This window comes from Streptococcus sp. 121 (assembly GCF_016458205.1).
In the GTDB taxonomy this organism is placed as follows: domain Bacteria; phylum Bacillota; class Bacilli; order Lactobacillales; family Streptococcaceae; genus Streptococcus.
On the sequence record NZ_JAEMED010000060.1, the window covers coordinates 1 to 8315 of the forward strand.

Annotated in this window: 6 protein-coding genes; 1 reads left to right on the plus strand and 5 read right to left on the minus strand. The window is 39.1% G+C overall.

Annotated elements, in window-relative coordinates:
• Positions 1-157: 157 nt before the first annotated feature.
• From JEQ21_RS09285 to JEQ21_RS09305, 5 genes are read right to left on the minus strand one after another with little or no spacing between them, the layout of a single operon-like run.
• Positions 158-1084: an ATP-binding cassette domain-containing protein gene (locus JEQ21_RS09285; RefSeq protein ID WP_199365244.1), complete on the minus strand. Its 927-nt coding sequence runs from the start codon at positions 1082-1084 to the stop codon at positions 158-160.
• Positions 1085-2161 carry an ABC transporter ATP-binding protein gene (locus JEQ21_RS09290; protein ID WP_199365249.1) on the minus strand — a complete coding sequence of 359 codons (1077 nt, stop codon included), beginning with the start codon at positions 2159-2161 and terminating at the stop codon, positions 1085-1087. It abuts the gene before it with no gap.
• A gap of 5 nt (positions 2162-2166) precedes the next feature.
• The gene (gene oppC, locus JEQ21_RS09295) at positions 2167-3093 is read right to left on the minus strand and encodes an oligopeptide ABC transporter permease OppC (protein ID WP_199365245.1); all 927 of its coding nucleotides are present in this window, start codon (positions 3091-3093) and stop codon (positions 2167-2169) included.
• Entirely contained in the window at positions 3093-4589 is a 1497-nt protein-coding gene (locus tag JEQ21_RS09300) for an ABC transporter permease (protein WP_199365246.1), read from the minus strand. The genes oppC and JEQ21_RS09300 overlap by 1 nt, the downstream gene beginning before the upstream one ends.
• 59 nt (positions 4590-4648) lie before the next feature.
• The gene (locus JEQ21_RS09305) at positions 4649-6619 is read right to left on the minus strand and encodes a peptide ABC transporter substrate-binding protein (RefSeq protein ID WP_199365247.1); all 1971 of its coding nucleotides are present in this window, start codon (positions 6617-6619) and stop codon (positions 4649-4651) included.
• A gap of 164 nt (positions 6620-6783) precedes the next feature.
• On the opposite strand from JEQ21_RS09305, the gene JEQ21_RS09310 reads away from it, so the two are divergent.
• On the plus strand, positions 6784-8031 hold the full coding sequence (locus JEQ21_RS09310; protein WP_199365248.1) for a serine hydrolase: 1248 nt from the start codon (positions 6784-6786) through the stop codon (positions 8029-8031).
• The last annotated feature ends 284 nt before the right edge of the window (positions 8032-8315 follow it).

Consider the following 8315-nt stretch of genomic DNA (forward strand, 5'->3'; position numbering starts at 1 on the left):
TTTTGTTTTCGTTCGTTTGAGCCGAACTATTCTACTGATTGCGTCCCGTTTAAGGAACTCTCCCTTCAGGACTTTATTAGTATACAACATGATGTTGGTCTTTGCAAGGGGAAAGTTTCATTTTTTTAATAAAAAAGAGCATCCCCATTGAATGCTCTTAATTCACTTGATTACGATAGCTCTGTAGTTCTTTCTCATTTCCCCATACAAAGTGACCGGGAGTGATTTCTTCCATTTTTGGTTTATCTTCCGAATAATCATGTATAGAGGGATCATAAACTTTAAGAACTTTCTTGCGTTCTAGAAGTGGATCTGGGATTGGAACTGCAGATAGCAATGATTGTGTATAGGGATGAAGTGGGCGACTAAATAGTTCCTCAGTTTCAGCTACTTCAACAATAACACCTTTATAAATAACTGCAATTCGGTCTGAAATGAATCGAACAACTGATAGATCATGGGCAATAAATAGATAGGTTAGACCTAGTTCACGCTGGAATTTCTTTAATAGATTAAGAACCTGTGCCCGAACCGATACATCTAGAGCTGATATTGGTTCATCTGCGATTACAAAATCTGGCTGCATTACTAGAGCCCGAGCAATCCCAATCCGCTGTCTTTGTCCACCAGAAAATTCGTGTGGATAGCGAGTCAAATGCTCTGCAAGAAGACCTACAGACTCTACCATTTCACGAACTTTACGCTGCCTATCTTCTTCATTCTCAAATAAATTGAAATTGTATAACCCCTCCGAAATGATATAGTCCACGGTTGCACGCTCATTCAAACTCGCAGCTGGGTCTTGGAAAATCATTTGAATTTTACGAATCAATTCTTTTTCTTCTTCACTGGTCTTTTTCCCATTAATTCGCTTACCGTCAAAGAAGATATCACCACCACTTGTCTCATTTAGACCAATAATGGCACGCCCTATCGTCGTTTTCCCACTACCTGACTCTCCCACTAGTGAGAAAGTTTCTCCTCTGTTAATGAAAAAGTTAGCATTTTGCACAGCTACAAATTTTTTGCCTCCTTCTCCAAAGGAAATCTCTAAATCTTTCACTTCAATAAGTTTATCAGTCAATTAGCTATCTCCTTCCATAAAATCAGCAAAAGTCATCTTTTCTCGAATCTTTTCATGCAAATTTTGAATAACCTCTGGCTTTTCCACACGAGGTGCCATTTCATGCAAAAGCCAGGTTTGAGCCCAATGGGTCTCAGAAACGTAAAATGTCGGGGCTTTTTCTTCAAAATCAATTGCCATAGCATAGTCAGAACGAAGTGCGAACGAGTCACCTTTAATCTCAGTGTAAAGTGATGGCGGCGTACCTGGAATTGAGAAGAGTTCTCCGTCTTCACCAGCTAATTGGGGTAGACTAGAAAGCAAACTCCATGTGTAAGGATGTCTAGGGTCGTAGAAAATCTCTTCCACGGTTCCATATTCGATAATCTCTCCTGCATACATGACAGCTACTTTATCAGCTATACTTGCTACCACACCTAAATCATGGGTAATAAAGATAATCGTAAATCCGTATTCATTTTTTAAGTCTTTTAACAAGTCTATGATTTGGGCCTGTATGGTTACGTCTAAAGCTGTGGTAGGCTCATCACAGATGAGGATATCTGGTTTACATGCTAGGGCAATTGCAATCACAATCCGTTGACGCATTCCTCCGGAGTATTGGAAAGGATACTCCGAAAAACGTCTTTCTGGATCCGGGATACCAACTTTATCCATGTAGTCAATCGCCATTTCCTTAGCTTCTTTTGCATCCTTCCCTTGATGCTTAATAATAACTTCAGTAATTTGACTACCGATCGTTTTAATCGGATCAAGACTTGTCATCGGATCTTGAAAAATTGTCGCAATCTTTTTGCCTCGAATTTCTGCCCATTCTTGATTTGTTCTCAGTTTGGTCAAATCCTGCCCTCTATATTCAATAGAGCCTTGGGCAAGGCGACCATTATCTTCCAGCATACCTGTAAATGTTTTAGTTAAAACAGATTTACCACTTCCAGATTCACCAACTAATGCTAAAACGTCACCTTCAAGCAACTCTAAAGATACACCCCGGATGGCGGTCAAGATCCGATCACGGACCTCAAACTCAACGACTACATCCTGAGCATTTAAAATAATATTTTTTTCTGACATAATCGCTCCTATCTATGAGTTCTTGGATCACTTGCATCCGCCAAATTCTGTCCCACAATGTAGAAAGACAATGAAACTAAAATCAACACTGTCAATGGAATCCAAAAGAGGTAAGCATTAGTAGTAACATTTTGAGAATAGGTTGATATTAACCGGCCTAAACTTGGCACTGTTGCTGGCAGACCGATTCCAAAGAAAGATAGGAAAGCTTCATAAGAAATGTAGGAAGGTAACTGAGCTGCAGCCATTGTTACAATAACCGATACCAACTGTGGTAAAAGGTTACGGACAATTATCTTACGTGATGGTGTCCCAAGTGTTCGACTTGCTAAATTATATTCCAAATCACGGTAGCGTAAAATTTGTACCCGTATAGTGTAAGCTACACTGACCCATGACGTTACAGTCATAGCAAAAATCAAATTCCAGAAGCCAGAACCAAGTGAGTAAGTCAAAACAATAACAATCAACAATTGTGGAATATTAGAAATAATGTTATATACCTCAATCATGACACGGTCAACTGACTTAGACACACCCCAGATTCCACCAACAAAAACTCCAATCACCATCGTAATTACTGTGGCAATAACTGCAATCAAAATAGAATTTCGTGCTCCAAACCAGACAGCGTCAAATAAAGAATGGCCATTAGCATCAGTTCCAAACCAATACTCAGCATTAGGAGCAATATAGCGTAAGGCAAAGTTGTTTACATTAGAAACATCATTAGGGTCATAATCTGAAATAATAGGATAAATAAAACTCATCAAAACGATGCTAGCTAAAACAACTAACATAACAAGCGTCATCCTACGCTTCAGAAATTCTCTAAAAACTGACTTCCAATAAGAATACGCTGGTGCATCTATTGATTCAGAGGCAAAATCATCACGTTTGACAAATTCAAATTTTGAAGAATCTAACAGTGCCATTATTTACCTCCTTTTGAAGATAGTTTAATTCGTGGATCCAAGACAGTCATCAGCAAGTCACCAAGTAAGTTCGCTAAGATGGAAAGACTTGTAAAGATGAAAGTCAATCCAACCACCATTGTATTGTTGGCAGCACGGACAGAATCAATCAACATTTTCCCCATTCCTGGAAAGGCAAACACAGACTCCGTTAAAGTAGCACCGATAATTACTAGAATAATAGCTGAAGGGATACCTGCGACAATTGGAACCATAGCATTCTTAAAAATATGCTTCTGCATAATTTCCTTCTCAGATAAACCTTTCGCACGAGCAAAACGTACATAATCACTAGACTGTTGATCAATCATGTACCGACGAATCCAAATAGTCAAACTTGGAGTACTCAAGAGACCAAGAATTACTGCAGGAAGCACATAAGAACGCCAATCGCCTGCTCCTAAAGTTGGGAAAGAGTCTGGAAGACCGATAAAAGAACCTAACAATCGAACCAAATACACCAAAGCAATAGTTGGAAGTGCAAGTAAAAAGGTCAAAGTTGCAGTTGAAACAGAATCCAAAGTACTATTTTTATAGCGTGCTAATACTGAACCAATTGGAATCGCCAATCCGTATGAAATAATGACTCCAATAATACCAATAATAGAAGAGTTAACAATCATGGATGGATCAGTGTAGTTACTCTTAGTCGCACTATAGTTATCTCCCTCTCCAAAGTTTCGAATGTCACGCTCATCCATCTTTGCTGGATTTTTATAAGAACGACTATAAATATTCACTGAGGACATCTTTTTACCAGTTGGGAAAGAAGTTTCCGCCGATTCTGTTTGTCCCTGTCCTTGGGTAATCACCTCTAAAACTGACTGGCCAGAAAAAGTTGGATAAGAATTCCCAAGATTCAAAGTCAAGAAGTTTTGATGGACAAATGGAAAAACTCCATTAAAATACAATAAATATTTGTGCTGAGTTCCAGATCCAACTACTGACCAACCGATTGCAGGATCATTTTCAATGCGAATGTAGCGTTCCAAATCTGGATTCTCTGCATCTTGAATTTTCCAAGGGTGGTCAATTTGAATCAGATTTGCATAAAAATCAAACACACGTTCATAAATAGGAACCTGCCGAACCGCATAAAATTGCTTACTTTCAGGCATTTGTTCTAGTTCCCAGTTTCCGCTTAAACCATCCAAGTATTCCTTATATACCTTACGATTTGCATCTGTACCTTCAACGGTCACTGATTTATCAAGAGACGTTGCTTTTTCTTGAAGTTCCTTGCTAGAGTAATACTCTTCATAACCCATTCGTTCAAAAACGGTGTGTTCATAATCCGCTTTAGAGTCCGGAGTCTTCGCAATTTTATTGTACTGCGGGTCCTGTTTAAAAATGAGGTTCCTAGGCACTAATGTATAAACAATAGTGTAAATCAGGGTGGTTACCAAAAAAATGGAAACCAACGAGCGTAAAATACGCATCAGGATGTATTTTTTCATCGCTTTTTCCTTATTATCTCAAAAGAACTTTCTCACTTCGGAGAAAGTCCTTGTAATCTTTATTTCACATGGTTTTTCATTTCTTCATCTGCCTTCTTAGCAGCTTCTTCACGTTTTTTGTTCCACTCTTCACGAGCTTTATTGTAATCTTCAGTCGTTACATTACCATCATTTGGTTCAAGGTATTTAAAGATAACACCATAGTCACCCTTATTACCTGACCACGCAAATGGCTCTGTGAACGGTTTTAATCGTGTGACACCTGTGCCTCCACCCTTAGATTCAATCGGAACAATCAATGCACTATCCGTCAGCCATGCTTGTGCAGCTGCGTACTTCTCATAACGAGCTTTTGTATCTTGAGTTTCTTTAGCCGCCTCGTTGACTAAATTCTCATACTCATACAAGCCAACTGCTTTTGCACTTTCGACATCAGCACCTGGATCAAAACCAAGATAAGTCTTAGTTGATTCACCAACAGATGGACGAATAATGTCTAAATAAGTAGACGGATCTTGGAAATCTGGCCCCCAACCAACTTTATTAGAGATATCCCAATCGGTTTGTGACGCATTTTCCGCAAAATACGTAATATTATTAACCTCATCTGCAGTCATCTGGTGTAGATCAACAACCACGTTTTCTTTGCCAAGATTTTCTTCTAAGGATTGTTTAATCGATTGTGCTCTTTTCACTGAAGTAGTAGCCGTTTGATCAACTGGTAGGTCTAAACGAATAGGGAAAGTAACACCATCAGCTTCCAAAGCTTGTTTCACTTTGGCAAATTCAGCCTTAGCTTTTTCTGGATTATACAAGCCGTTTTGAGCATCAGAAAGATCCACATCTTTCCACTCCTCTTTATCAGCTAGTTGTTCTTTTACCATGTCTCCAAATTCTTTACCATCTGCTGATACGAATCCTGGTGGAATAAATAGATTGCGAAGAATTGAATCCGCACTCTCTTCACCAACTAACTGAGCCGTGTATGCTGAGCGGTCAAAGGCAAAGGTTAAAGCTTGACGGAAGTCTTTATTAAGAAGAGCTTTCTTTGTCGATTCTTTCTGAGCATCCGTCTCCTTGGCTGTATACTTATAAGATTGGCGGTCGATATTCATACCTAGAAGATAGGTTGTTGCATCTTGTGGAGGTTGAACAATGTTATCTTCGTATTTTTCAGACATTTTCTTATAAGATGGGGCATTTGGATTAAGACCGGCTTTTACAAAAATATTCTTATCAAAACCTGAAATTGTCATATCCAAGTCTGATCCATCATTATAAGTTAATTTTATTGTGTCAAAATGTACGTTATCTTTATCCCAATAACCTTCATTTTTAGCCATCTGAATCTCAGACTTAGCTGTCATTGATTTCAGAAGGAAAGGTCCATTGTAGAGAAGACTTGTTGGATCACCAGTTTTGGCAAAATTATCTCCCTGTGAAGTCAAGAATTCCTCATTAACAGGATAAAGGATTCCATAGGTTGTTTTGGAATTCCAATAAGATTCAGGGCGGTTCAACGTATATTCTAGGGTATAATCGTCTACGGCTTTAATACCAACCTTGCTAAAATCTTTTTCTTTTCCTTCAACATAGTCTCTTAGACCTTTGATTGAATCTTCAACAACATATAATGCCTCGGCTTCATTTTCTGCTGCATATTTCAACCCAGTCACAAAATCTTGTGCTTTTACATCAGCATATTCTTCACCCTCAGAGGTGTACCACTTAACACCCTCCCTAAGTTTATAAGTGTAAGTCAGTCCATCTTGAGATACTGTCCAATCTTCTGCAACGGATGGTACATAGTTTCCGTATGGATCATTCTCCATTAACCCATCAATGACATTTGAAGTAATACTCGATGTAGCCTGCTTCCCAGTGATCAAATAATTTAAATTATCTGGATCTGTTTGATAAATATAAGAATACGTGGAAGAATTCCCCCCACTCGAACTTGAGCAAGCAGCAAGCACGCCAACTGATAGCAAGCTTACTCCTAATAATGCGAATAATTTACTCTTTTTCATTACAGGACTCCTTTTCCATCAATGTAATGTCCTTATTCTACCACAGTCCTTTTAAAAAGTAAATGAATTTTCTGACTATTATGTATTTTTTTCCTCTCAAAATTCTAGGTCTCTTTTTAGAACTATGATAAAATAGAGTAATTAGTATCTGAAAGAGGAATCCTATGAAACGACTTATCCAGTTTATTCTGGTCACCATAATATTACTGTCATCCCTGCTTCCTAGTATAACTGTTACAGCTGCAGATGACTTTAAAACAACCGCCAAAAGTGCCCTAGTTTTTGAACAAAACACCGGAAAAATTTTATTCGAAAAAAATCCTGATGAATTAATCGGTATTGCCTCCATCTCCAAACTGCTGACAACCTATGTAGTCCTAGATGCAGTTGAGGCCGGAGAAATCAACATGGATACAAAAGTTCCAATCGAGGATTTCGCCTACCAGCTAACTGTAGATTCTTCGACCTCAAATGTCCCTATGGAAGATCGAAAATACACGGTTGAAGAATTACTCCATGCCATGTTGCTTTCCTCAGCCAATTCGGCAGCCATCGCCCTTGCCGAAGAAATTGCTGGGAAAGAAAAGGATTTTGTCAAACGGATGGAAGACAAGCTAGACAGCTTAGGGATCCGTGACTACAAACTCTACAATTCATCCGGCTTAAACGAAAGCGCCTTGAATACTGTGGATGGTGGTAAAAACCAAGAGAATCTCATGTCTGCCAATGCTCTTGGAGTCATGGTTTATCATCTTCTGAAAGACCATCCTGAAATCACCGAAATTACCGAGAAAGACCAAGCTAAATTCGGGAAAGATACCATTTATGCCACCAATCAGCTTATCCCCAACATGCCCCGCTTCCGCAATGGCGTGGATGGATTAAAAACGGGTACTTCTGCTGAGTACGGTGATTCCATCATTGTCACAACCACTGAGCGCGGAATGCGCCTAGTCAGTATCGCTCTTAGCGTTGATAACCCTGACCAAGATCCAAATGCCCGTTACAACGCGACAATCTCACTCCTAAACTACATCACGCGCACTTTTTTCGCCAATGTACTCGCCGCTGAAGGCGAACAATATGAAGATTCAACTGCTGTTATTAAAGATGGTAAAAAATCACCTATCGCAGCTGTTGCCAAAACCGATGCCATCCTCATCCAACGTGGGGATTACACAGGGGACCTAGATATCAAATGGGAGACAGACCCCAAAGGGTATCAAGCCCCAATCCAAAAGGGAGAGTTTGTCGGCAACTTGACCTATAAAGATCCTGAACTTATCGGTAAAGGTTATATCCAAGGACAGGAACCAACATTCGCCATGGTCAGCAAGGAAGATGTTGCCAGAAGCAACTTCTTCAAAGTCCTCTGGAACGACTTTGTCCTTTTCGTAAACGAAAAACTTTAATACTCATTGAATTTCAAAATCTGACTTTGTCAAGTCTCTTTGATGAACTTATTGATTGCGTGCCTTGCACGCTTCCTTGATATAGTCTTTTATTTGAAAATAACACAGTAAAAAAGCGCAAAAAAACACTATCTGTGTTATACTTAAGGTGAACATGTTTAAAAATGTCTTAAGGGTGTTGCCGCATCCCTAATGCTTTTACTGCTTCATAAGTTTGATGTGTTTTCAAAAGTTTGTAGACAATTCTTAGTATCTTATGAGCACAAGCGATAACAGCCTTCATC

What these genes read in the sequence shown, in the direction of transcription:
- oppC (WP_199365245.1), bottom strand. Translation starts at nt 3,093, where the DNA reads ATGGCACTGTTAGATTCTTCAAAATTTGAATTTGTCAAACGTGATGAT.
- JEQ21_RS09305 (WP_199365247.1), bottom strand. Translation starts at nt 6,619, where the DNA reads ATGAAAAAGAGTAAATTATTCGCATTATTAGGAGTAAGCTTGCTATCA.
- JEQ21_RS09300 (WP_199365246.1), bottom strand. Translation starts at nt 4,589, where the DNA reads ATGAAAAAATACATCCTGATGCGTATTTTACGCTCGTTGGTTTCCATT.
- JEQ21_RS09310 (WP_199365248.1), top strand. Translation starts at nt 6,784, where the DNA reads ATGAAACGACTTATCCAGTTTATTCTGGTCACCATAATATTACTGTCA.